General features: G+C 39.2%; 22 protein-coding genes, 2 tRNA genes and 1 pseudogene. 6 read left to right on the top strand and 19 right to left on the bottom strand.

Features of this window, described 5'->3' with window-relative positions; all coding sequences use genetic code 11:
• Positions 1 to 122 precede the first annotated feature (122 nt).
• From ABWO12_RS04370 to ABWO12_RS04355, 4 genes and pseudogenes are all read right to left on the bottom strand, one after another.
• Positions 123 to 566: a sterol desaturase family protein gene (locus ABWO12_RS04370; RefSeq protein ID WP_353087550.1), complete on the bottom strand. Its 444-nt coding sequence runs from the start codon at positions 564 to 566 to the stop codon at positions 123 to 125.
• Positions 567 to 579: 13 nt separating this feature from the next.
• Complete coding sequence (locus ABWO12_RS04365) at positions 580 to 1,419, bottom strand: phytoene/squalene synthase family protein (protein WP_353087548.1); 840 nt, start codon at positions 1,417 to 1,419, stop codon at positions 580 to 582.
• A 21-nt stretch (positions 1,420 to 1,440) separates the two neighbouring features.
• Positions 1,441 to 2,901: pseudogene (gene crtID / locus ABWO12_RS04360) on the bottom strand (bifunctional phytoene desaturase/3,4-desaturase).
• 42 nt (positions 2,902 to 2,943) lie between these two features.
• Entirely contained in the window at positions 2,944 to 3,840 is an 897-nt protein-coding gene (locus ABWO12_RS04355) for a MerR family transcriptional regulator (RefSeq protein ID WP_353087546.1), read from the bottom strand.
• Between the two features lie 148 nt (positions 3,841 to 3,988).
• Here ABWO12_RS04355 and ABWO12_RS04350 point away from each other — a divergent pair, with 148 nt between their 5' ends.
• The 3 genes from ABWO12_RS04350 to ABWO12_RS04340 all read left to right on the top strand — a co-directional run bounded on the left by ABWO12_RS04350 (position 3,989) and on the right by ABWO12_RS04340 (position 6,284).
• Positions 3,989 to 4,687: a hypothetical protein gene (locus ABWO12_RS04350; protein ID WP_353087544.1), complete on the top strand. Its 699-nt coding sequence runs from the start codon at positions 3,989 to 3,991 to the stop codon at positions 4,685 to 4,687.
• A 177-nt stretch (positions 4,688 to 4,864) separates the two neighbouring features.
• A complete protein-coding gene (msrB, locus tag ABWO12_RS04345; RefSeq protein WP_353087542.1) occupies positions 4,865 to 5,308 on the top strand; it encodes a peptide-methionine (R)-S-oxide reductase MsrB in 444 nt (147 codons plus the stop codon).
• 121 nt (positions 5,309 to 5,429) lie between these two features.
• Positions 5,430 to 6,284, top strand: coding sequence for a hypothetical protein (locus ABWO12_RS04340; protein WP_353087540.1), 855 nt, complete (start codon positions 5,430 to 5,432; stop codon positions 6,282 to 6,284).
• Between the two features lie 92 nt (positions 6,285 to 6,376).
• Here ABWO12_RS04340 and ABWO12_RS04335 read toward each other — a convergent pair.
• Both ABWO12_RS04335 and ABWO12_RS04330 read right to left on the bottom strand, forming a co-directional pair.
• Positions 6,377 to 6,458: transfer RNA gene (locus tag ABWO12_RS04335), tRNA-Leu, on the bottom strand.
• A gap of 49 nt (positions 6,459 to 6,507) precedes the next feature.
• Positions 6,508 to 6,580, bottom strand: a tRNA-Lys gene (locus ABWO12_RS04330).
• A 126-nt stretch (positions 6,581 to 6,706) separates the two neighbouring features.
• On the opposite strand from ABWO12_RS04330, the gene ABWO12_RS04325 reads away from it, so the two are divergent.
• On the top strand, positions 6,707 to 7,237 hold the full coding sequence (locus ABWO12_RS04325) for a shikimate kinase (protein WP_353087538.1): 531 nt from the start codon (positions 6,707 to 6,709) through the stop codon (positions 7,235 to 7,237).
• Here ABWO12_RS04325 and ABWO12_RS04320 read toward each other — a convergent pair.
• From ABWO12_RS04320 to ABWO12_RS04310, 3 genes are read right to left on the bottom strand one after another with little or no spacing between them, the layout of a single operon-like run.
• Positions 7,217 to 7,711: a phosphoribosyltransferase family protein gene (locus tag ABWO12_RS04320; protein WP_353087536.1), complete on the bottom strand. Its 495-nt coding sequence runs from the start codon at positions 7,709 to 7,711 to the stop codon at positions 7,217 to 7,219. The genes ABWO12_RS04325 and ABWO12_RS04320 overlap by 21 nt on opposite strands.
• Positions 7,712 to 7,723: 12 nt before the next feature.
• Positions 7,724 to 8,311 carry a methyltransferase gene (locus ABWO12_RS04315; RefSeq protein ID WP_353087534.1) on the bottom strand — a complete coding sequence of 196 codons (588 nt, stop codon included), beginning with the start codon at positions 8,309 to 8,311 and terminating at the stop codon, positions 7,724 to 7,726.
• Positions 8,289 to 8,681 carry an RNA-binding S4 domain-containing protein gene (locus tag ABWO12_RS04310; RefSeq protein ID WP_353087532.1) on the bottom strand — a complete coding sequence of 131 codons (393 nt, stop codon included), beginning with the start codon at positions 8,679 to 8,681 and terminating at the stop codon, positions 8,289 to 8,291. Before ABWO12_RS04310 ends, ABWO12_RS04315 begins: the two co-directional genes overlap by 23 nt.
• An 81-nt stretch (positions 8,682 to 8,762) precedes the next feature.
• Here ABWO12_RS04310 and bamM point away from each other — a divergent pair, with 81 nt between their 5' ends.
• Entirely contained in the window at positions 8,763 to 9,776 is a 1,014-nt protein-coding gene (bamM, locus tag ABWO12_RS04305; protein WP_353087531.1) for a BamM family beta-barrel-assembly machinery protein, read from the top strand.
• Between the two features lie 31 nt (positions 9,777 to 9,807).
• On the opposite strand, the gene ABWO12_RS04300 is transcribed toward bamM, so the two are convergent.
• The 10 genes from ABWO12_RS04300 to ABWO12_RS04255 all read right to left on the bottom strand — a co-directional run bounded on the left by ABWO12_RS04300 (position 9,808) and on the right by ABWO12_RS04255 (position 19,311).
• The gene (locus tag ABWO12_RS04300) at positions 9,808 to 10,527 is read right to left on the bottom strand and encodes a DUF4369 domain-containing protein (RefSeq protein WP_353087529.1); all 720 of its coding nucleotides are present in this window, start codon (positions 10,525 to 10,527) and stop codon (positions 9,808 to 9,810) included.
• An 81-nt stretch (positions 10,528 to 10,608) separates the two neighbouring features.
• The gene (locus ABWO12_RS04295; RefSeq protein ID WP_353087527.1) at positions 10,609 to 12,459 is read right to left on the bottom strand and encodes a M61 family metallopeptidase; all 1,851 of its coding nucleotides are present in this window, start codon (positions 12,457 to 12,459) and stop codon (positions 10,609 to 10,611) included.
• Positions 12,460 to 12,501: 42 nt separating this feature from the next.
• Positions 12,502 to 13,437 carry an alpha/beta hydrolase gene (locus ABWO12_RS04290; protein WP_353087525.1) on the bottom strand — a complete coding sequence of 312 codons (936 nt, stop codon included), beginning with the start codon at positions 13,435 to 13,437 and terminating at the stop codon, positions 12,502 to 12,504.
• Between the two features lie 44 nt (positions 13,438 to 13,481).
• Positions 13,482 to 13,763, bottom strand: a complete 282-nt coding sequence (locus ABWO12_RS04285) for a TIGR03643 family protein (protein WP_353087552.1) — start codon at positions 13,761 to 13,763, stop codon at positions 13,482 to 13,484.
• Between the two features lie 98 nt (positions 13,764 to 13,861).
• Positions 13,862 to 14,695, bottom strand: coding sequence for a sterol desaturase family protein (locus tag ABWO12_RS04280; RefSeq protein WP_353087523.1), 834 nt, complete (start codon positions 14,693 to 14,695; stop codon positions 13,862 to 13,864).
• Between the two features lie 5 nt (positions 14,696 to 14,700).
• Complete coding sequence (locus ABWO12_RS04275; RefSeq protein ID WP_353087522.1) at positions 14,701 to 15,303, bottom strand: alpha-ketoglutarate-dependent dioxygenase AlkB family protein; 603 nt, start codon at positions 15,301 to 15,303, stop codon at positions 14,701 to 14,703.
• A 24-nt stretch (positions 15,304 to 15,327) separates the two neighbouring features.
• Complete coding sequence (locus ABWO12_RS04270) at positions 15,328 to 15,702, bottom strand: DoxX family protein (protein ID WP_353087520.1); 375 nt, start codon at positions 15,700 to 15,702, stop codon at positions 15,328 to 15,330.
• Between the two features lie 85 nt (positions 15,703 to 15,787).
• The gene (locus tag ABWO12_RS04265) at positions 15,788 to 16,684 is read right to left on the bottom strand and encodes a DMT family transporter (protein ID WP_353087518.1); all 897 of its coding nucleotides are present in this window, start codon (positions 16,682 to 16,684) and stop codon (positions 15,788 to 15,790) included.
• A gap of 64 nt (positions 16,685 to 16,748) precedes the next feature.
• Positions 16,749 to 17,915, bottom strand: a complete 1,167-nt coding sequence (locus ABWO12_RS04260; protein ID WP_353087517.1) for a DUF1501 domain-containing protein — start codon at positions 17,913 to 17,915, stop codon at positions 16,749 to 16,751.
• A 1-nt stretch (position 17,916) separates the two neighbouring features.
• Positions 17,917 to 19,311 carry a DUF1800 domain-containing protein gene (locus ABWO12_RS04255; RefSeq protein WP_353087515.1) on the bottom strand — a complete coding sequence of 465 codons (1,395 nt, stop codon included), beginning with the start codon at positions 19,309 to 19,311 and terminating at the stop codon, positions 17,917 to 17,919.
• Positions 19,312 to 19,400: 89 nt separating this feature from the next.
• On the opposite strand from ABWO12_RS04255, the gene ABWO12_RS04250 reads away from it, so the two are divergent.
• Entirely contained in the window at positions 19,401 to 20,006 is a 606-nt protein-coding gene (locus ABWO12_RS04250) for a murein L,D-transpeptidase catalytic domain-containing protein (RefSeq protein ID WP_353087513.1), read from the top strand.
• The last annotated feature ends 88 nt before the right edge of the window (positions 20,007 to 20,094 follow it).

Below are 20,094 nucleotides of genomic sequence, written 5' to 3'. Positions count from 1 at the left end.
TAAATTTGTTTATATTTCTTGTTTTTTAGAATTCAAAAAAAAAATTTTTTTGATAAATTATATCCATATTTAAAGGTGTTTCAAAAAAAAAAAACGCCTCAATGAAAGAGGCGTTTTGTGATTTAAGCTTTAAAATATTTCCATGGAACAACCAGCATTCCAAAACATTCTCCTTTTTCTTTTCCAATGTGTTTGTGATGCATTTTGTGCGCACGACGAACGGCTTTCGCATATCTGCCATTGGCATTTCTTAAAAGTTTAAATCTTTGATGAATAAAAATATCATGAACAAAGAAATAGGCAATTCCATAAGCTAAAATGCCGCCTCCGATGGCCAACCCAAAATCGAAAAAACCCTCGGACCAAGTAACGAAACAAGTAATACTAATGACAGCGTAAAAGATGAAAAATAAATCGTTGCGTTCGAACCAAGAATCATGGTCTTTTTTGTGGTGGTCTTTGTGGATAGACCATAAAAATCCGTGCATTACGTATTTGTGGGTAAACCACGCCATGAATTCCATCGTGAGAAATGTTGCAATAAAAAGTAAAATATATAACCACATGATGTTGAATCGTTTAAATAATATTTAATCTGTAATTAACGTAACACTTTGCCAAAAGTCCTGCTTTTTGATAATCAGGCACTCTGATTCTCGTCGTTTTGATTGCGACAGAGGGAGTCTTCTTTAATTTCGACAATAATTTTTTGTAATAGACGTAAGCGGTATAAACTCCAAATTTAGCTTCAATCGGTAGATTTCTAATGCCTTCAAATCCAGCTTCAAAATCGGCTTCAATTTCTTTGATGATTACTTCTTTTGACGCTTCGTCTAATTTGTTTAAATCGGTGTTAGGAAAATACGTCCGCTCCAATCCATCAAAATCTGCTTTCAGGTCACGGAGAAAATTCACTTTTTGAAAAGCAGATCCTAATCTCATAGCCGCATTTTTCAGAGACTCATATTGTGCAATATCGCCATTCACAAAAACTTTTAAGCACATGAGCCCAACCACATCGGCTGATCCATAGATATATTCTTCGTATTCTTTTTTGGAATGATACACTTTTTTCTCTAAATCTAATCGCATACTTTTCATAAAAGCACCAATCAATTCGTAAGGAATATTGTATTTATGAACAGTGTTTTGAAACGCGTTTAAAATCGGGTTCAGACTGATTTTGTGGTCTAACGATCGGTTTAAATCGGCTTCAAATAAATCAAAAAGCTCTTTTTTGTTGTAATCATGAAACGTATCTACAATTTCGTCAGCAAGTCTAACGAAACCATAAATGTTATAAATATCTTGGCGGATGGATGGTGAAAGCATTTTTACGGCACTTGAAAATGAAGTGGAATAGGATTTTGTTACAATCTTGCTGCTTTCGAATGAAATGAAGTCAAAAATAGATTTCATGGCCATAATTTTTTTAAACTATTAATTATATTTTTTGATGAGGTCGGCAACTAGTTTTCCCGAAATTAAAGAGGGAGGCACACCAGGTCCAGGCACGGTAAGCTGTCCGGTGAAGTATAAATTCTTCACTTTTTTGCTTTTTAGTTTGGGTCTTAAAGCCGCTGTCTGCAAGAGTGTGTTTGCCATCCCGTAAGCATTACCTTTGTAGGAATTGTATTCTTTCACAAAATCATTTACGCAAAAAGATGCCTTAAAAATAATACTTTTTTTCACACTTTGGTCTGTTAATTGCTCAAATCGTGAAATAATTTTTTCAAAGTAAGTTTCGCGAAGTTTTTCTGTGTCTTCGAGTCCCGGTGCAATAGGAATCAAGAAAAATCCGTTTTCGCATCCTTCTGGGGCAGTTCTTTGACTAGTGATTGAAGTAAAATTGGCATAAAAAAGTGGGTCTTTTGGCCATTTTGGCTGGTCGTAGATTTCTACTGCGTGCTCATCGAAACTTGTATCAAAAAACAAATTGTGATGCGCAACATTTTTTAATTTTTTATCAAAACCTACAAAAAAGAGTAGGGAAGAAGGAGCAAATGTTTTTTGTTTCCAATATTCTTCTGAATGTTGACGGAATTTTGTTGGCAACAAAGTTTCCGTATGGTGATAGTCTGCACCACTCAAAACCAAATCTGCTTCAATGTTCATACCATTGACAACCAATCCTTTGGCTTCGCCATTGGCAACGATAATTTCAGAAACTTCTTGGTTTGTTTTGATGGTAACCCCTAGCTCTATTGCAAGTTTTTCCATACCCAACACCACATCATACATGCCGTTTTCTGGCTGCCAAGTGCCTAATCCAAAGTCGGCATAATTCATAAAATTATAGAAAGACGGTGTGTCTGAAGGCTTTGCACCCAAAAACAACACAGGGAATTCTAAGATTTGCACTAACTTAGGGTTTTTAAATTCTTTACGCACATCTCTGCTGATGTTTGATAAAAATTCTCCAACTTTTAATGCAGTTTGAGGTGTTACAATTTCTAAAAGCTACTCGCCAGGACGATAAACTAAGTTCTTAATGGCAATATCATAGTTGCTTTTCGCTCTGTCCATGAATTTTTTCAACTTTACTCCGCTGCCTTTTTCAATGGATTCGAAAGTGGTGAGGATTTCGTCTAAATTATCGGCAATTCGCACAAAATCTTTGACACCAAAATAAACCAAATATGCTGGGGAAAGTTTCTTTATCTTATAATAATCGCTAGTATTTTTACCAAAGTCATTGAAAAAACGGTCAAAAACGTCGGGCATCCAATACCATGATGGACCAATATCAAAAGTGAATCCTTCTTTTACGAGTTGACGACATCGACCTCCAATGGTGCTGTTTTTTTCAAATATTGTAACGTCGTGTCCAGCTTTCGCTAGATAACAAGAAGCAGACAGTGCTGCAAAGCCTGAGCCTATAATTTTAATGTTTTTTTTCATAAAGTGAAAAACTGTTGTTCGTTGAAATGCTATTATTTTGGTTTAAAGATAGTTCACAACTTCTGGAATTGATTTAAAAATCTTGATATTTTTATGCATTTTTTCGTCGATATGCTCGGTCATTTTTCCTAACACCCAAAATTCGCTATTGTGCGTCATGATGACTTCTTCGTTGACCTTTTTTAGATAATCGTTAATCGCTTCTTTGTCAGGTTCAATAGTCATATACGTAACGAAAACTAAATTATCAAAATAGGTATGGATGTCTTTCAAACTGTCGATGGGCACACTTTCGCCCAAGAAAATCGTTTTATAACCATTAGAAATAATTTCATAATTTAAATACATCAGCCCTAGTTCATGAATTTCATTCATGGGCAGATATAAAATAAAAATCTTATCGGTTTTGGTAGGTTCCAATATTTGGACTTTTTCGGTATTGATGAGCAACTTTTGTTTGATCAAATAGGTGATAAAGTGTTCGTGTGCGGGCGTAATGGTGTCAGTTTGCCATAAAAAGCCAAGTTCTTGCATCAAGGGTATAAAGACTTCATAGAAAATCGATTTGAAAGATTTTTCAGAAAGTAAACTGTTATAGGTATTGAAGAATAAAGTTTGATCAAAGTTCATCATTGCCATTTTAAATGCATTAATGGCATGATTTTTCACACTTTTCTCAGAAATTATTTCTCTTACCATTTGAGGAATCCTTTCTGTTGGAAGTTTTGATATTTTCGAAATTTTATATCCGTAATTATGTAGTAAAGTAATATTGAGCAATTTTTGCAAACTGCTTAAATCATAGACTCTAATATTAGTGTCGGTTCTCATGGGTTCAAGCACATTATATCTTTTTTCCCATATTCGAATCGTATGTGCTTTTATCCCCGATAAATTCTCTAAGTCTTTGATACTAAATACACTTTTGATATTGTTCATCTTTTTTTGATTTTCTTTAAACAAAATTAGACATATTTTTGTATTATCGCATTTAAATTGGAAAAAAATAACTTTTTAGAAGCATTTTTTTTTCAGAATGTTAAAGATTTCAAAAAAGCAGATAAGCGTTTAATTTTATACTGTAAACATGTCACAAGTAACGGTGCTTCATTTTTTTAAGTTTTCTGGGTTTAAAAATTCATTTTGGGCTTTCAAAATGATGCAACAAGGACATTTTTCGTTGCGCAATGTCGAAGGTTTGGTTTTTTACAAACTCTTGGGCACGGGCGGTGGCGATGGTTATCAATGGCAACCTGATTTTTCAACCTATGCGTTGTTGACTGTTTTTTCAGATGATACCAATGCCAAGAAGTTTAATGATGCTTCTGGTGTTTTGCAAGATTATAAAAAGAGAGCCAAACAGTTTGCCACAATTTGGCTATCGCCGTTTGAAGTGCATGGGCAATGGTCTAAAAAGCAACCCTTCGAATTGCAAAATTTTGACGAAAATCGTCCTATTGCCATCATTACACGTGCACGGATAAAATGGCAATATTTATACAGATTTTGGAAATTAGTTCCTTCCGTGAGTCATTCTATCAACGACAAAGCCGGGCCTCTTTTTGGCAAAGGCATTGGCGAATGGCCTTTAATACAGCAAGCCACTTTTAGTATTTGGAAAGATAAACAAACGATGGTCGATTTTGCCTATCGAAGCAAATTGCATCAAAAGGCGATTCAAAACACCAGAAAATTAAACTGGTATAGCGAAGAAATGTTTGTGCGCTTCCATCCGATCAAAATAGAAGGCAATTTGTTAAGCCATCTTCCTGACTTTTCTTTTTAGCTAAATTTTTTTCATTTTGTTAAGAATAGTCTATTTTTGTAATAATTTATTGAAAACAAGTCCGTTATTAATTCGTTAAAATCATTTATCATGTTCAAAAAGTCAAAATTTGTGTTTGTATTTTTTTTGTTTTTAACCTTTTTCTTTTTTGGATTCAACAGTAAATTCAAGGACGAATTGCCTGTCCAAGAACCTAAAAAGACTTATTCGTTGAAAGTGGGTTCAATTGAAAAAGTTACAAAATCTGATGCACAATGGAAATCCACGCTATCAGCAAGCCAATATGATGTTTTGAGAAAAAAAGGCACTGAACGCGCTTTTTCAAATCCATTGTATAAAAACCATACTGCGGGCAACTATTTTTGTGCAGGATGCCAATTGCCACTCTTTACATCGACAGCTAAATTTGATTCAGGCACGGGGTGGCCAAGTTTTTTCAAACCCATCGAAAAGAATCGGGTAAAAGAAATTTCCGATCAAAGTCATGGGGTGAAAAGAACGGAAGTGGTTTGTGCAAGATGTGACGGACATTTAGGACATGTTTTCGACGATGGACCTGCGCCAAGCGGCTTGCGATATTGTATCAATGGCGATGCACTAATTTTTATTGCTTACCAGTAATTTAAGTTTTTTTTTACTTTTTAATTATTACAAAGCAACCTTTTTTGATGAATAGAATCTCACAAATAATAAACAAAACAAAAAAAATATAAAAAATCAATCCTTAAAACGAAATCACTTTATGAAAAAAATCAAATTGCTCTTGTTAGTAGTGTTTTCTTCAACACTTTCTTTTATTGCTTGTACTGACGATTCAAACAATGTTGCCGCACCTCAAACCACCGTAAGTCCGTCGTTGAGAATTGCGCTCAATAGCATGGTTAGTAGATTTATACCCGCTGCGAAGTTTGCACTCGCCACAAATGACGAAGTTAGTGATGATAATGTTGCTGAACTTTGTTTTGACTTTGTATATCCTATCACTTTGTCCTACAATGATGGCACGACAGTTACTGTCAATGCGTTGGATGAAATCATGGAGTTATTACAAAACGAAACAAATGATAGCTACCTGAATGGAATTGCATTTCCGTTTCAAATAGATTATTTTGCAGAAGGTGTGATCATCATCGTGGAAAGCGAAGCCGATTTTGAAGCATTGAATTTAAGTTGTGGCGACAGCTACTACGAAGATGGTGATATGATCGAAAATGAATGTTTTGAATTTCAATTTCCTTTTTCATTGTTGACTGCTAATAACGATGTAATCGAAATTACGAGTTTAGACGCGCTTTATAACTTATTTGATAATCAAGATCCAGAGGTAATCGACTTCGTTTATCCTTTGAATATTTTAGTCAACAATGAAGTTGTAGTAATCAACAATATGTTCGAATTTTCAGAAGTTTTGAATAATTGTTATGGTTCAAGCGAGCCAAGTCCAGGCGATGGTAACGACGATTTTGATTGTACTTGCACAACGGACTACAATCCTGTTTGCGTTGTTTTAGAAAATGGACAAATGATTACATTTACAAATGCATGTTTAGCAAATTGTGCCGGTTTTGACGATTCAACATTTGTGCCATGCGAATAGGATTTTTAGCTCAATGAGGCTAAAAATTTAAAAATTATACAAACAAAAAAAACGCAATTACTTAAAAATAAAGTAGTTGCGTTTTTATTTTGTGACCTCGATGGGATTCGAACCCATACGCCTTTCAGCACCACCCCCTCAAGATGGCAAGTCTACCAATTTCTCCACGAGGCCTTATCATCTAAAACAGTAAAGACGTTGCATCGCAACGTCTCTGAATTTGTGACCCGACTGGGGCTCGAACCCAGGACCCCAACATTAAAAGTGTTGTGCTCTACCAACTGAGCTATCGAGTCGTTCACATTTCATGAATGCGGGTGCAAATATAAGGCGATTTAATTAATTTTTCAAACCAATTTTATTATAAATTTACCTTTTTTTCAGTTCGTAACTTAAGGCCTTAATTGCTAAGGATTTAGTCTATGTTTAAAGTCATTTTAACAGGGTATATGGGGTCGGGTAAGTCCACCATTGGGGCGTTGTTGGCCCAACAATTGGGTTGTGCTTTTGTGGAGCTTGACTACGAAATTGAAGCAGCAGCAGGAATTTCAATACCTACTCTGTTTGCCGAAAAAGGGGAATTGGCTTTTCGAAAGTTAGAACATCACTCTTTTTCGCAATGGATGCAGTCCCCTGATTCTTTTGTCATGAGCACAGGGGGAGGAACACCTTGTTATTACAATCATCACGAGTGGTTGCAACGCGAGCAAGTTTACTCGGTATACCTTAAAGGCAGTGTTGCTACCTTAGCCCAGCGCTTACAATCGCAAAAAGCACAACGACCTCTTATTCAAAACCTACCTGAGGCCGAACTCGAAGAGTACATTGCCAAGCATTTGTTTGACCGCAATTACTATTATCTACAGTCGCGTTTCATTGTTACTATCGATGGTAAAACCCCCGAGGAAATCGTGATGGAGATTCGCCAGTGGTTAGCTCAAGAAGGCGTATGATTCTTTTTCCAAAACGACGGTCACATGTTCCTGTAAGGAAGTCGACAGAGAAATCCCCTTAAAGTCTACTTTTATCGGATAGTTTTTGTGATTACGATCAACAAGTACAACCGTTTTACATTTTTTTACAGGCACATTTAAAAAGTGTTTTACGCCATACATCAGCGTACTCCCCGAGTTTAAAACATCATCAACAACCACAATTCCTTTGTGTGCATACTGCTCAGGTGCCAAAGAAGTAGTGATGGGTTCTAAAGGGGCTTGTTTATTCATGTTCACCGCACACAATTCTACTTTCAATGGCGAAATCGACTCAAGAATGGCTCCCAATCGTTCGGCAAGGATATACCCGTTGGAGGCTATTCCCGCAAGTACGATATGTTCTTCTGCAACAAAGGTTTCATAAATTTGATAGGCAATACGCTTTAATGTATGCTCAATTTGTTGGTGGTCCAAAATGCGGTGCTCGTTCATGAGGCAGTTGTGTTATTTTTTGTTAAAGATAAAAAAGAGTTCGTTTCCCTGGCGGGGTGGAATCGAATTGTAGCACGTTTCCAGGGTTTGAATTGAAAACAAAGGTTCAAATCGTTCCAAATATTCTGTAATCGATCCCCCAAAAGGCGGTCCCGACTCAGTAAGCGGGAATTGAAATAAAAGTCCGACCAATTTGCCCCCCGATTTCAACAACCGATGTATGTGCGTCACATAATCACTGCGTAAGGAAGGCGAAAGCGCACAAAAAAAGGTTTGTTCTAAAATCAAATCATAGGAATCTTGATGCTCGAAAAAATCGGATTGCACCAGGCGAAAGCGCTCATTTTCAGCAAGGCGATTTCGAATAGCTTGCAACGGAGCTTCCGCATAATCCAATACGGTGATGTTCGTAAATCCGAGGGATAACGCATACTCTAATTCATACCCATGACCGGCTCCGGGAATGAGTAGTGCTTTATTTTTGTCTTCCACTTGTTCCAAATACGCTTTCAAGGGCGGTGAGGGAGCACCCATGTCCCAACCCGTATCGCCTTTTTCATAGCGTTCTTGCCAGTATTTATTCGTCATTATCTTCATCATCCCAAGAATCATTCGTCAGTTCATCCAAGTCGCGGCGGTCTTTTTTGGTAGGGCGACCTACTCCTGTTTTTCGGTAGTGTTCTTTGGAGAGTTTGAGCATTTCCAAATGGGCAAAAGCTTCAGCCGGTGTATCGTCTTTGCGATAAATGTCGGTAAGTTTGGCGCCTACACGATTTGGGGGTAGATCCAATACGCTGATTTGGTACTGAATTTGGTCTTTGCGAAACTGAATTCGGTCGCCGGGATACACTTCACGGGAGGCTTTGGCAACCTGCCCATTGACCTGAACTTGATTTTTTTTGCAAGCTTCCGTAGCTAAGTTGCGCGATTTATAGTAGCGCACACACCACAAGTATTTGTCAACTCTCATAAACAGGGTAAAAACTACGTTAAATAGTTTACAAAAATAAATCAATATTGTATCTTGCACGCCACAAATACAGTAATTTCTATGCGTTTTAAAATTTTTACGTTGTGGGCTTTTGCCTTGGTCATTATAAGCTCTTCATGTTCAAAAGAGAGTACGCCTACAATTCCAGTTCGCGATCGGGCCGAACAATATGCCACCGACATTGCAGCCATCGATGATTTTTTGGATACGCATTATATGGAAGTGAATCCGTCTACTTTTGACGTAGAGTTTTATGAGATCCCCGAAAATGGGACGCAAACTTCTATTCGAAATCAAACCCAATATCCCTTACGCGATACCTTGATTGCTCAAGATAATATCAGCTACAAATTGTATTTCATCAAGTTTCGTGAAGGAACACAGAAAAGGCCAACTCAAGTTGATTCAGTTCATGTGGCTTACAAAGGAATCGAGTTGAATTTAGACGTCTTTGATCAAGCGGTGACGCCCAATTGGTTTGCTTTAGAGTCATTAATTCCAGGATGGGGACATGTGTTTCCAAATTTCAAATCAGGGACTTATTCGGCTGTTCCTGGGCAACCCATTCAGTTTAATAATTATGGGGCTGGAGTGATGTTCCTGCCTTCTGGTTTAGGGTATTATAATAATGCAACTACCAACATTCCAGCGTATTCTCCCATTATTTTCTCTTTTAAATTGATTGAAGTACGTTATCGAGATCACGACCGCGATGGAATCTTGTCTCGTGATGAACGTGCTTTTCCATTAACCAATTGGAGCGACAATCCTAGAAATTATGATTCTGATGGTGATGGTCGAGCCAACATGGTTGATATTGATGATGATAATGATGCATATCTAACTAAGTTCGAAAGAAGTTATGTAGTCAATGGAGTTACCTACTATTATCCTTTTAATGGAGCTGCAGTAGATGACCCTATGACACCCAATGTAGACGAACGCCGTGGCATCCCTCGAAAATTTACAGGGCCTGTGGTTAATGGCGTGGCTACCCCCGTGGAAGAAGATTTTACTGCGCCCAATCGTTTGCGGCGACACTTAGATAATACAGTGACAAACGTCAACCCATAGATACAAAAAAAACGGCCATCGACCGTTTATTTTATTCTCCTAATTTTCGACGTTCCTCGGCATAGGTTCTCAGTTTTTTACCGTATTTCGTTTTACTGATTTTGGAACTCATCGATTTATCAATCGTATCCAAATACTTAAGCGAAACATCCGGAATTTCAGCCAAGGCAATATAAGGTGCTATTTCGTAATTACTATTGTTGACAATAAAGTTGGTCGTTATCAAATAGCGTCTTTTCAAGTTTTCATCCTGTTCCTTTTGAATACTGTCCAAACGGGGTAAATTATTGTCTTTCTTGGCGATTAACCCTAATTGAATTAATTCTAAATTCTTATCAATCAATCGCGACATCATAACCTTGTATTGGTCGTACAACTCCTGATTTTTCGAACCTTTTATCACAGCGTCTGCCGTAAAATAATCCAAAGTTGTTTCCACCGTCATCGCACCGGGTTCGGCGAAAAAAGGAAGGTTGTTGTCCACCGAATTGCTCACCCCTCGGTCAATGAATAAATAGAGCATTTCAGGATGTTTGAGGTCAATATGGGTCTTGAATTCAGAAGTTCCTTCAAACTTGATCGAATCTATGGGTACTAAGATTGAATCGTCTTTTATGCGCTGAATATACAGGGTTCCTTTTTTAAAACCTTTGATGGTTCCCGATAATTCCAATCCATCGATTGGTTTTTTTTCCTTGGTACAACTAATGAAAAGGGCTGATGCAAGTAAACAAATACTGATTTTTCGCATGATTTTATTTTTCGCAAAGATGAAAAAAAATCCTCAATTCGATAATCAAATTGAGGACTTTCGCAAAGGGTCTATTCAAGTTTATCCTTTTAGCCAGGATGTTTTTAATTGATTTTTGGAAGGATCAAGGGTCATATATCCTTCATTTTCGACATATGAAAATACTACTTTTCCATTTAATGTCAATGGTTTACCGCCGCGCGTTACGGTTAGGGTAACGGAATCATTTTCTTTCCATTTTTGAACGGCATCCATCAAAGGACCGATCGCATCCATCGTATACGATTTACCATCAATTCCCGTGATGATATCGTCGGCTTTCAATCCAATTTCCTGCATAAACGGCGATAAATCGGTATCATTACGCACAACGATTTCTTTGTTGCTATTGGCTGTAATACAAGGCGTGCGTTTTAAAAATAACACATTTTCAGGTTTTTTAATCTTTCCTTTACCAACGCCCATTTTGGCAAAATAGCTAGCATAATCAATTGGCGTGCTTCCCGATACATGGGTGCGAAGAAAAGTGCCTACTTCAGGATAGGTCATCGCCGTTACTTCGTCAAATAATTCGGCATCCAAAAACGGACGAGAAGGACCGTATTTTTCGGTTAGTTTTTGCATTAAGTCCAAAACACCTCGTGTCCCATTACTCTTTTCACGAATGATAATGTCGATACACATCCCGATCAACGCTCCTTTGCTGTATACATTTAAGTATTGGGATTTGTAGGGTTCGGTGAGCACATTCTGACTCATTTCGGTGAAGGGCATCGTATCATTCATTCGTTTGGCTTCGCTTATTTTATTGGCCATTCGTTTGTAAAAATCTTCTTCCGAGATAAGTCCTTGGTTGACTTGAAACAGGTTGGCAAAATATTCGGTAACCCCCTCATACATCCATAAGTGTTGTGACATTTTGGGGTTGTTGAAATCAAAATAGTGAATCTCATGCGAATGCACACCGAGTGGCGTTACGATATGAAAAAACTCATGCGAAACCACATCAATCAATTGTTTTCCAAGGGCCTCAGCGGGCATCATTTCGGGAAATACTACGGTGGTTGAGGTGTTGTGTTCTAAAGCTCCAAATCCACGCGCATCGGGTTTGTCGGTTTCCGATAAGTAGAGGAGAATGGTGTATTTTTTATTGTTGTTAACCGGACCCAAAAATTTCTTTTGTGCGCGAATCATCTTTTCGATAGCGGGTGATAAAACGGCAGCACTATGTTTGGCATTGGGGGAATATACGCTGAATAAAATGTCCATGCCATCTACCTGAAAAGAGGTGAAGTCTGGTTTTCCATACATAATGGGGTTGTCTACCAATTCGTTGTAGCGCTCGGCAAGGAATACATCAGATGTTGCCGAAGCATCGGTGTCAAGTAACGATGTAGCACCAAACATGCTGTCGGGATGGGTAATTTTTAACTCGTAGTTAATATCCTTTTTTTCCTCAAAATAACCCACAAAACCATGCTGGTTAATCATAAAATTTTTGCCTGCATTGATATTGGTTCCTGCTGGAGAAAAAATACCACCACCAAAACCACCACCGCGTTCGTTATCAAAGGTGTCATTTACGAGATAGGTTACTTTGGCCAATTTTTGCGACTCTTTGATTTGCCATGAATTGGTACTTAACGCCTGAACAGGAAGTTCTTTTCCTTGTGCGTCGTAGGCTTTAAACTGTTCAACCATTTTTCCATAATCATCTACCGAATAGGTTCCAGGGATAATTTTGGGCAGATGGTATACAATTTCGGTCTCGGTTAAGGTAGGCGGCGTCACACTGACTGCAACTTTATCCTCGGTAATGTTAACCAAATCAAGATGTACCACCACATTGTTTTTCTTGGCTACCGTAGGAGTCGAGGAGCCACAGCCAGCTAGCATCAGAGCGGCTACTAAGGAAAATAAAAATTGTTTCATCGAATACTATTTATGCCATTGGTAGGCTAAATCCTCGTTTTGTTACAATTTTTTTATAAAACCCATGATAACTTCCGTCAGTTGCGGTTCGATGGGCAACTTTCCGTCGGCATACGATTGCCGATTGGCTTTTTCATCGGGCGTATTTTTAAGCACATGATTCATGTTGGGAATGATGGCGTAGACTGCTTCTGGTTTGGCGGCTTTTAACAATGCTGCATCTTCCACGGGAACTTGTAAATCTTTATCGCCATTGATAATCAAAATTGGCATCCGCAGCTCACTGATAATGTTGGCTGGATTGTGAACAAACCACGAGCGCAAATAGGGAAGCACGTTAGGACGAAAAACGCTTTCCATACCCGGAATAGCGACATCACAAGACCATTTCCCCGTGTCTTTTAGCGCATCGAGACATTGACGCAATCCTTCTTTTTGTTCGGGATTGTTTCGGGTTAGTTGTTCAATCAAAATAGCATCAGCGGCACGACCGGCTCCAGCTAGTGAAACAAAGGCATCGGCTCCATAGGGCGCGGCCAACATACCTACCAATGAACCTTCACTATGCCCGATAAGTACGATTTTTGAGTATTTTTTTTGATTCAAAAAATACTGAAGTATGGCTTTTGCATCGGTGACTATATCATCAAATCGGAGTGCTTTTTCATCCATTGTTTTTTGAATGACTTGTGCGATGATACGTTTGTCATAACTAAAAAAAGAAATTCCTTTCTCGGCGAGACTTTGTCCTAAAAATTTATAACAATTGGTTAGCATCCCCGGCTGATTCCCATTGCGATTCGTCGGTCCCGATCCAGCGATCAAAATGACTAAGGTATTCGATGCGTCAGGAGTTGCAGGGACGATTAAAGTTCCTTTAAGTAAGGTGTTAATTTCAATTTCTTGCGCACTAAAGGTGCTTTGGGCTTGTATTAAAAAAGTGAACAAGCAGCATGCGAGGATAAACCGTGTTTTCATAGGATAAAATTACCTAACGAATGTAAAAAAAATATCCTGTTGGTTTAGCGTTTGGAGATTTTATTTCCGGTTATCTGCCGCTGTAGCGTGCATTTAAAACGATCAATTCCTTTCACACGACGTTGGGCATGTTTGGTGGCACGACCTTGTACACGCGCACGCCACATACGAAAGCTAGAGGGTTTCATTTCACGGCGCATGAGTGTGATTGTCTCCTGTTCAGACAACCCAAACTGATACGTAATGGCTTCAAAAGGTGTGCGGTCTTCCCAAGCCATTTCAATAATGCGGTCAATTTGCGCTTCGGTGAGTTCCTTGTATTGCATAGTCAAAATTCGCAATACCGTTCCACATGATGCTATGAACAAGCGTTAATTTTTAGGTAAAACGATGGCGTGGGTCGCTTTTTCAAGCAAAAAAAAGTCTATTCGGGTTTGTGGGTTGGTTTTCTGAGCGGTTGAAAAGGGATTTGCAGCAAATTAGAAAGCCTGTTGTGCTCATTCGGGTCTTGATGGGTATCAATCCCATAGACGATTTGCTCTCGATCGAGATGACGATAGGTGCCCAAAATTCGGTCCCATACAGAAAAAATATTGCCATAATTGCTATCGGTGTAGGGAAGCTGGTAATGGTGGTGAACTTTATGCATGTCGGGGGAGACCAAAAAGTAACTCATCCAACGGTCTAATTTTTTGGGGAAGCCAATGTTGGCATGGTTAAATTGGGTCATAACTACCGATAAGGATTGGTACAAAAAGACCAACCACATCGGGCAACCCACAATCAATACCCCTAGACAGGTAAAGGCAAAGCGAATCACACTTTCTCCAGGGTGGTGCCGGTTACCTGAAGTGGTATCCAAATACGTGTCGGTATGGTGTATTAGGTGAAAACGCCAAAGCGGATACCAACGGTGCTCGACAAAATGGGCTAAATAGGCCCCAAAAAAATCAAGCCCTAGTAAGCCCACAAGTAAAAACAGCCATGAAGGCATTTCGGGCAAAAGGTTGAGCAATCCAATTTCATGTTGAACGCTATAATCCGCTGAGCGAAGCAATACAAAGGCCAACGCAAAATTCACCACAATGGTTGTTCCCGTGAAAAAAAAGTTTATACTCGCATGCTGCCATTTGGAATAAGTAAAACGAATAAATGGTGTAGCACTTTCAAAGAGCCAAAAGAAGGCAATTCCACCGGCTAACAATGCGGCGCGGTGTGACGAAGGAATAGTGCTAAAATACGCTATAAAATTTTCCATAATCATTACTTCAAGGCACGAAAAGTGAGGTTAATCCTCGGACCAACGGGTCGTGCTGTTTTCGGAATTTGGTGTTTCCAATAATGTTGCGTTGTTCCTTGCATCAAGAGTAAACTACCTGCAGTTAGGGGGATTTTCAATTTTTCCTCCCGCAAGGTATTGTGTTGCAAATGAAAAGCGCGTTCGGCTCCAAAACTTACTGAGGCGATCACGGGATTTCGACCCAATTCTTTTTCATTATCGGCATGCCATCCGTTGCTGTCTTGTCCGTGGCGGTACAAATTGAGTAACACGGTGGTAAACTGGGTGTGGGCAATTAGCTCTACTTCTTCTTTTAAAAAAGTAAGTAAAGGCGTCCATGGATGGGGTTGCATGACCACATTAGCGTACGCATAGGGTTTTCCCTCATGTCCGTATAATGCCGTTAATCGCGGTTGTGGATGGGTTTTTCCAAAAACTGTAATGGGATCATTGCGCCAAGGCGTTTGGGTATACAATAAGTCAAAATATTCTTGCGCATTATCGCTAGCTATGAAGTTCGGATACAAACAGATGTCTGCATCGGGGACTGAAAAGTAAATTGGTTCGTGTAAATCAAATAGGGCCATAGCTATCCTTTGGTGCCCTCAAATTTACAAAAAGAGTTGTTCAAAATCGATATAACTAAATGCCCAATACATTAATACAAATTGCAACGGTAAACGAATATAAAGCAACCAAAGCGGTAGTCCCAAGCGCCCTTCAGAATAGGTGACCATATAGATATTGGCTGGAAAGATCAAAATCAATAGAAGGATAATAAAAGCTGCTGCGAGACTTGTAAATCCTGGAATGCACAAGGCAATACCCAACATAATTTCTAGGAAGCCCGTCATCTCATTGATGAATTTTTTATTGGTAAAAAAAGGGGGAATGATTTTGTAATACAAATTTGGTTTTCTAAAATGATTGATTCCAGCCACAATATACAATAGGGCCATAACATATAAATGCCAAGGTTGGGTCATGTTGGTTTTTTTTAGATTTGTCAAAATAATAAAATTTTAACAATTTTAGCAACTAATTTACCTAGAAAATTATGGTAGTAGTCTGTTAAGACTTCTTTTTAAATGAAATATTCATAAAAATGATGGCTAGAAGGATGAGTAGTATCCCCAGCCATTGCCGTCCTACCACATTTTCATCGAGAATAAAGAAGGCCATCAATACGGATACAGGTAATTCTAATGCCGAGACAATACTCCCGAGACCAATTCCGGTGATAGGAAATCCAGCATTCATCAATAATGGAGGAATGATGGTTCCAAAAAAGGCCAAAACGATACCCCATTTGAGAAAGATACCCCACTGAAAGGGTGTGTTTTGGGTAGCTAAAGCAAATCCAATTACAATCAAAGAGCCCCCAAGAAGCATAAACAAACTGCGTTGCGCCGATGAAATGGCCAACGCCACTCGATTGGCGGTAAACATAGTGGTAGTAAAAGAAGCAGCAGCCAACATTCCAAATAACACCCCGCGCCAATCCAAGGTAAATTCACTATTTATTATATTGGTCGCCCAAAGTGTTCCCAACAGTACCATCCCCACTGAAAGGGTTTTTTGTAGCGAAGGTTTCCGTTTTTCTAAAATCCATTCCAAAAGCACACCCATCCAAACAGTTTGCATTAATAATACAATGGCAATAGAAACATTGATGTATTTGACACAGAGATAATAAAAAACGCTGGTCATCCCCAACGAAGTTCCTGCCAGCATGAGGTGAAAAATGTTTTTTGGAGAGGCTTTTTCAACGGGTTTTTGGGATTTGTATTTTTGAAAGGCGTTGATGAGCACCATCCCTAAGATGCCATACCCAAATTGCGAAAGGGTAACTTCGGCCGTAGTATAGTGTTCTCGGTACGCTAATTTTACAAAAGTGGCCAGCATACCATAACTGGAGGCCCCTAAGCCTACCAAAAAAACACCTTTAAGTATCGATTTTCCTGTCATTTTTTAATTAAAAAAGCCGACAAAGATACTCGAATATATGGTATACCTACAAAAACATTTTTTCCTAGCGAAAGATTCCCGAGAGTGGGGCTTGGGTGATACCAATCGATGTGGGATGGTGCTGTAATTTTTGTTGCAATAAAGTCGCATACACCGATCGGAAGTCCGTTTCAAATTTTAAATCCCCTTGATCTAAGTCGTCAAGATTGGGATTGGTCCCTACAATTTTCCCTGTGGTGTGTCCCCCAATCACAAAAACGGGCGCTGCAGTACCATGGTCAGTCCCGTTGCCGTTGTCGCGCACCCGCCGACCAAACTCAGAAAATACCACCAAAGTCACTTGCGATAGCAATCCCGCCCGCTTGATTTCGGTATAAAAAGCAAACACCGCGTCATCCAATTCTTTGAGTTTATTTTGGTGAATAGTCTTTTGATTGTCGTGGGTATCATACCCATTTTGGGACGTGTAGTAGACATGGGTGTGTAAATTTCCTTTGATCAATCGCGCAATCCATTCCAGATTTTTTCCCAAAGCCGTCGTTGGATAACTTACCTCAGTTTGCGAAGCCGCTATGGCTCGCCGGATATCATCGGCACCTTCAACAACTGAGGAAGCAATTTTTCGCACAAAATCGAGTTGCGGATTGGTGGAGAGTTGAGTCGCTTCTCCAATAGCATTGCTTCGAAAACGAGCAGGATCCTTCACGGTAATACTGTTGGGTTCTTTACCGCGGAGGACTAAATTATCAATGCTATCAATATTGACTCCTCCTGTGGGTTGGGTTATAGTACATTGCAAATCCAAATACCGACCCAACCAACCTTCTGTGAGGTATTCTTGAGCTCCAGAAGCGGTTTGCCAAATTTCTTGACTGCGAAAATGGGATCGGTTGGGCGAAGGATAGCCCACATTTTGAATAACCGTTAAGTCGCCATTTTGCTGAATGGTATTCCAATTTTTCAACGCCGGATGCCATCCCATTCCGTTACTTTTCCCAATAATATCATTTTTGGCAATAGCGATATGGGGGCGTAAGTCATAATAGCCAGGATGGTCAAAAGGAATGTAGGTATTTAATCCATCGTTCCCTCCATTGAGTTGGATAAACACTACACATGAATCTTTTTGATTTTGAAGAGGTTGTGTTCCTAATGCGTGGAGAAAATCAGGAAGGACCAATATTCCTCCCGTAAAGGTTCCCGTAAGACTTAAAAAGTTTCTTCTATTCATCTTAAATGAGTTGAAATTCAGGGGATTTGACAAGCGTTAAAAACAATCGAATTACGGCTTCTTGAGCGTTGGGGTCTTTGGCGTTAAAATCATATTTGAGCACCGCGTCAACTTGTTTTTGAAGGTCTTCATCTACTTGAAACACCAAGCGTTGGGTCATTTTTTGTTTTATTTCACTGGCTGAGTCGTTGGGATTGAAGGCCACTTTTGGAGTGTATTCTTGTGCTGTTTTCGTTTTTGAAAGGGTTTCAGGTAGTTCTTTCAATACCCTGCGGTTCAGTTCTTTTCCACGGCAAAGCAAGTCGCAAGCATGTTGACGTTGTAAATAAATTTGAGACGTGAGCCAACTTTTTCCGCCTATCCATCCTTTTACATTGGGTTGATTGCATAAGTCCATACCCTGTTGTCGCAAGAAAAAAACAAGCAGGTTTTCATTGGGATTTGAAATGTGTAATTCGTCATGAAGTTGTAATATAAACTCCAACGGATTTTTAATCTTACTTCCCGCTGTGGGTTTGGCATATTCTTCCACCAATATCTTTTGAAGCAGCGGTTGTATTTCAAATTGAACACTTCGAAAATAATCGCCATAATACGTGACCAGCTCCTCAGGGGGAGAATCGTATATAAACCATTGCAATAGTTTTCGGGTAATTAAATAAGGAACGGCGGGTTGTTCAAAAATACGATCGACTAGATCTTCTACTTTGAACTGTCCCGTTTTTCCCAAATAAGTAATTGTATCGGGGTCTTCCAAGCGTTTACGGTACTGGGCTTTGTGTTCACCCAAATGTAAACCGGCGAGTGCTTTGGCTCCCATTTTTACATCATTTTCCGTGTAATGACCAATGCCTAACGTAAAAAGTTCGAGGAGTTCGCGACTAAGATTTTCATTGAGTGCGCCCCTTTGGTTATCTACATTGTCCAAATACCGCACCATGGCATTTGTTTGCAGCACGGCTTTAGTCAACGTTTTAAAATTCCCAAAAGCCATTTCCCGCAAAAGTTGATTGTGTTGGTAAATCCACCAATTCACCTTTACTTTTTGTTGGGTAGCTACAAAATGATTGTGCCAAAACAGCACCATTTTTTCCCGCAACGGAAAGGACGAGTTTTGTATTTCATTGATCCACCACGATTTTAAGGCGATACCATTTTGTATTTGTTTTTTGAGCATAGCTTTGGTATCGGGATCTTCGGTGTTTTTAATTTGTTGCCGAATTTGACGCAATTCAGCCAAAGACTTGGGTTCGGTGGCCAAAAAATCAGGTTGCTGTTGGGTAAAAGGCGCCTTAACTGATTTTTGGAGAAAATCGGCAATTCCAATTTTTTGGATGATTTCAGCCTGACGCGCGCTAAATCCCAAACGTAACGACCAAAGAATGGCGGGTTCCATAGTTAAGTTTTAAATGTTAGACTTTATTTAACAGTCAAGGTTTAAATAAAATGGGAAAAATGGTGTTATGAGATAAATAAACCAACCGTATGAAAGGCATCGTAATTTTTGTCGCCATTTTTTTGATGCAATGTGTAAAAAAAGAGGAAAATGAACCCATTCAGGCGAAGACTTCTTACGCTTCGTATCATCAAGAAGCCCTTTCGTTTTGTCAAAAGAAGGGTATGAGTACCCAATTCTATTATCTTTTAGACTTGCGAATTCCTTCGGGTAAGAATCGATTTTTTGTGTATGATTTTACCAAAGATACCATTACGCACGCCCAATTGGTCACCCACGGGAGTTGTGATGTATTTACACCCAATCCACAGCAATGGGAAAAAGCACAATTTGATACACGGGTCAACAGCCATTGCAGTATGGTAGGGAAATACAAAATAGGTCGTCGGGATACCAGTGCATGGGGGATCAAAATTAAATATTGGCTACACGGTCTCGAGTCCTCCAATGCTTCGGCTGTCGAGCGGGTGGTCGTATTGCATTCGTGGAATGCCGTTTCCGATACCGAAATCCATCCCGAGGTGAGTCCCTTGAGTTGGGGCTGTCCAGCAGTATCTAATTCTTTTATGCGAATTTTGGACGCCCAATTACAGGCCGGACCCAAACCAGTCTTGTTGTGGATTATCGGGAATTAAACATATAAAACAATTTATACATATTATTTAAAACATAAATAAAAATATATAAACTTTCTTTTTCACCTTTGCCACGTTAAACAAACTT

Source organism: Flavobacterium sp. (genome assembly GCF_040379285.1).
Lineage (GTDB): Bacteria > Bacteroidota > Bacteroidia > Flavobacteriales > Flavobacteriaceae > Flavobacterium.
The sequence above is the reverse complement of the archived record's forward strand: the minus strand, read 5'-3'. Positions and strand labels throughout refer to the sequence as shown.

Coding starts and splice junctions, on each gene's coding strand:
- ABWO12_RS04370 (WP_353087550.1), bottom strand. CDS start 566: ATGTGGTTATATATTTTACTTTTTATTGCAACATTTCTCACGATGGAA.
- ABWO12_RS04365 (WP_353087548.1), bottom strand. CDS start 1,419: ATGAAATCTATTTTTGACTTCATTTCATTCGAAAGCAGCAAGATTGTA.
- ABWO12_RS04355 (WP_353087546.1), bottom strand. CDS start 3,840: ATGAACAATATCAAAAGTGTATTTAGTATCAAAGACTTAGAGAATTTA.
- ABWO12_RS04350 (WP_353087544.1), top strand. CDS start 3,989: ATGTCACAAGTAACGGTGCTTCATTTTTTTAAGTTTTCTGGGTTTAAA.
- ABWO12_RS04340 (WP_353087540.1), top strand. CDS start 5,430: ATGAAAAAAATCAAATTGCTCTTGTTAGTAGTGTTTTCTTCAACACTT.
- ABWO12_RS04325 (WP_353087538.1), top strand. CDS start 6,707: ATGTTTAAAGTCATTTTAACAGGGTATATGGGGTCGGGTAAGTCCACC.
- ABWO12_RS04320 (WP_353087536.1), bottom strand. CDS start 7,711: ATGAACGAGCACCGCATTTTGGACCACCAACAAATTGAGCATACATTA.
- ABWO12_RS04315 (WP_353087534.1), bottom strand. CDS start 8,311: ATGATGAAGATAATGACGAATAAATACTGGCAAGAACGCTATGAAAAA.
- ABWO12_RS04310 (WP_353087532.1), bottom strand. CDS start 8,681: ATGAGAGTTGACAAATACTTGTGGTGTGTGCGCTACTATAAATCGCGC.
- bamM (WP_353087531.1), top strand. CDS start 8,763: ATGCGTTTTAAAATTTTTACGTTGTGGGCTTTTGCCTTGGTCATTATA.
- ABWO12_RS04300 (WP_353087529.1), bottom strand. CDS start 10,527: ATGCGAAAAATCAGTATTTGTTTACTTGCATCAGCCCTTTTCATTAGT.
- ABWO12_RS04295 (WP_353087527.1), bottom strand. CDS start 12,459: ATGAAACAATTTTTATTTTCCTTAGTAGCCGCTCTGATGCTAGCTGGC.
- ABWO12_RS04290 (WP_353087525.1), bottom strand. CDS start 13,437: ATGAAAACACGGTTTATCCTCGCATGCTGCTTGTTCACTTTTTTAATA.
- ABWO12_RS04285 (WP_353087552.1), bottom strand. CDS start 13,763: ATGCAATACAAGGAACTCACCGAAGCGCAAATTGACCGCATTATTGAA.
- ABWO12_RS04280 (WP_353087523.1), bottom strand. CDS start 14,695: ATGGAAAATTTTATAGCGTATTTTAGCACTATTCCTTCGTCACACCGC.
- ABWO12_RS04275 (WP_353087522.1), bottom strand. CDS start 15,303: ATGGCCCTATTTGATTTACACGAACCAATTTACTTTTCAGTCCCCGAT.
- ABWO12_RS04270 (WP_353087520.1), bottom strand. CDS start 15,702: ATGACCCAACCTTGGCATTTATATGTTATGGCCCTATTGTATATTGTG.
- ABWO12_RS04265 (WP_353087518.1), bottom strand. CDS start 16,684: ATGACAGGAAAATCGATACTTAAAGGTGTTTTTTTGGTAGGCTTAGGG.
- ABWO12_RS04260 (WP_353087517.1), bottom strand. CDS start 17,915: ATGAATAGAAGAAACTTTTTAAGTCTTACGGGAACCTTTACGGGAGGA.
- ABWO12_RS04255 (WP_353087515.1), bottom strand. CDS start 19,311: ATGGAACCCGCCATTCTTTGGTCGTTACGTTTGGGATTTAGCGCGCGT.
- ABWO12_RS04250 (WP_353087513.1), top strand. CDS start 19,401: ATGAAAGGCATCGTAATTTTTGTCGCCATTTTTTTGATGCAATGTGTA.